Here is a 1,458-nt window from a genome sequence, read left to right on the forward strand (position 1 = left end):
TCATTAGGTTGAAGCCTATCAGCATTTGCTCTCCCTTTTCCCCATAACTCTTCTGCCTTATCTCTATCCATTCCACTCATAACAATATGGTGATGTATTCTTGTCCTAGTTCTTTTGTCATTTTTATTTGCTTCCTTGTATTCCAGGACAGCTATATATTTTAACTCTGGTAAATTATTTCTTTTTCTATAATTCTTTATTCTTCTTAAATAATTATTTCTATCTCTTAATGCTCTCTCTTCACTATCTGGTAAATTATCATTGTCATATGTCAGATGTATAAATAAATCCTTATTAGTGAAATTTGCATTTATTATTCTTCTTAATTTTTTTCTTGCATTTTTATCATTAAGATTTTTTTGTTCTTTTCTACTCTCTTTCTTTTTTCTCTTTCTACTCTTCTTTTGTTCTATTTTTGATATAGGATATATTTCTATTTCTAAATACTTACCACACTTATATTTCTTCTCCCTTATAGCCATACTTACCAACTCTAATCTACTTATTTTTTATAATGGTCGTTAAGATAATACCTATTACAAGGGCGTTAAACGTTCCTTTTTAACTATATTTGACTTCCATATTTTTCTTAGATATAATTAAATAAAGTATCAAGAAAAATATTTTCTAAAAACACATTGATCACCGGTCGCATGGTTATATCAATGTGTTTTTCCCTTTGTAATGGTAATAGTTATCTTGTGTTTATACTTCTCCAATCGTTTCACCAGTTTTAATTAAATAGATTTCTCCATTATCCAAATCTAAATTTTCATTAAACCTTACTTCTTTTTCTGCTATTTCTATAGCTTCTCTCCATCCAAACTTTCCAGTATCAATTAAATCTGTTGCAACTTTATGTACCTGGTCTAATTCTCTTAATTCCTTCCCCATTGTTCTAACCTTCTTCTTTGGACTTCTATTATCTCTTTATCTCTTCTTTGACTTAACATAATTGTTACTATGTCATTCATTCCCCAATATTTTATTGCCTTATCCAACATTAACTGCGTTTTGCTCACCTATTTCTACTCCTTCACTAAATTTATTACAGCATTTTTTGCCATATTAGGCTTTTAAAAAGGCTTTTCAGCCTACCCATCATTTGAAATACATTATTCACTTATAGCGTTATATTCATCACAACTAATATTATTAATTGCTAATAACTTATTCTTCTCTTTTGTCTGCTCTGGTGTATAAAAACACTCTGGATGATTCTTAAATAACTTATTACAAGTGTCATAAAGTTTTATTATTTCATCTTCATTAGGAATTATAGGCCTATATATATTAACTGTAGTATTTCCTAATTTTATATTTGTTTTTTTCATCCCATCATAATTTACAGGTTCCCTATTCATTTTATTCCTCCAATAAAATAATCATTAATTCATCTTATGATTTAAAACTTGTTTGGTTCCAACCTGTTTTCCTAACTCAAAACCTTTTATAAAC

Annotated in this window: 3 protein-coding genes and 1 pseudogene; all 4 read right to left on the reverse strand. The window is 28.1% G+C overall.

Annotation, left to right across the window (positions count from 1 at the left end; all coding sequences use genetic code 11):
- Window positions 1-482 (reverse strand): annotated as a pseudogene (locus tag I4V51_RS20450) (hypothetical protein); the annotation flags it as partial.
- Between the two features lie 223 nt (window positions 483-705).
- Window positions 706-894, reverse strand: a complete 189-nt coding sequence (locus tag I4V51_RS20455) for a hypothetical protein (RefSeq protein ID WP_195990282.1) — start codon at window positions 892-894, stop codon at window positions 706-708.
- On the reverse strand, window positions 879-1,022 hold the full coding sequence (locus tag I4V51_RS20460; RefSeq protein WP_195990283.1) for a hypothetical protein: 144 nt from the start codon (window positions 1,020-1,022) through the stop codon (window positions 879-881). The genes I4V51_RS20455 and I4V51_RS20460 overlap by 16 nt, the downstream gene beginning before the upstream one ends.
- 93 nt (window positions 1,023-1,115) lie before the next feature.
- Complete coding sequence (locus I4V51_RS20465; RefSeq protein WP_195990284.1) at window positions 1,116-1,364, reverse strand: hypothetical protein; 249 nt, start codon at window positions 1,362-1,364, stop codon at window positions 1,116-1,118.
- Window positions 1,365-1,458: the final 94 nt, after the last annotated feature.

Origin of the sequence: Clostridium sp. D53t1_180928_C8 (genome assembly GCF_015667795.1) — a bacterium.
In the GTDB taxonomy this organism is placed as follows: domain Bacteria; phylum Bacillota; class Clostridia; order Clostridiales; family Clostridiaceae; genus Clostridium.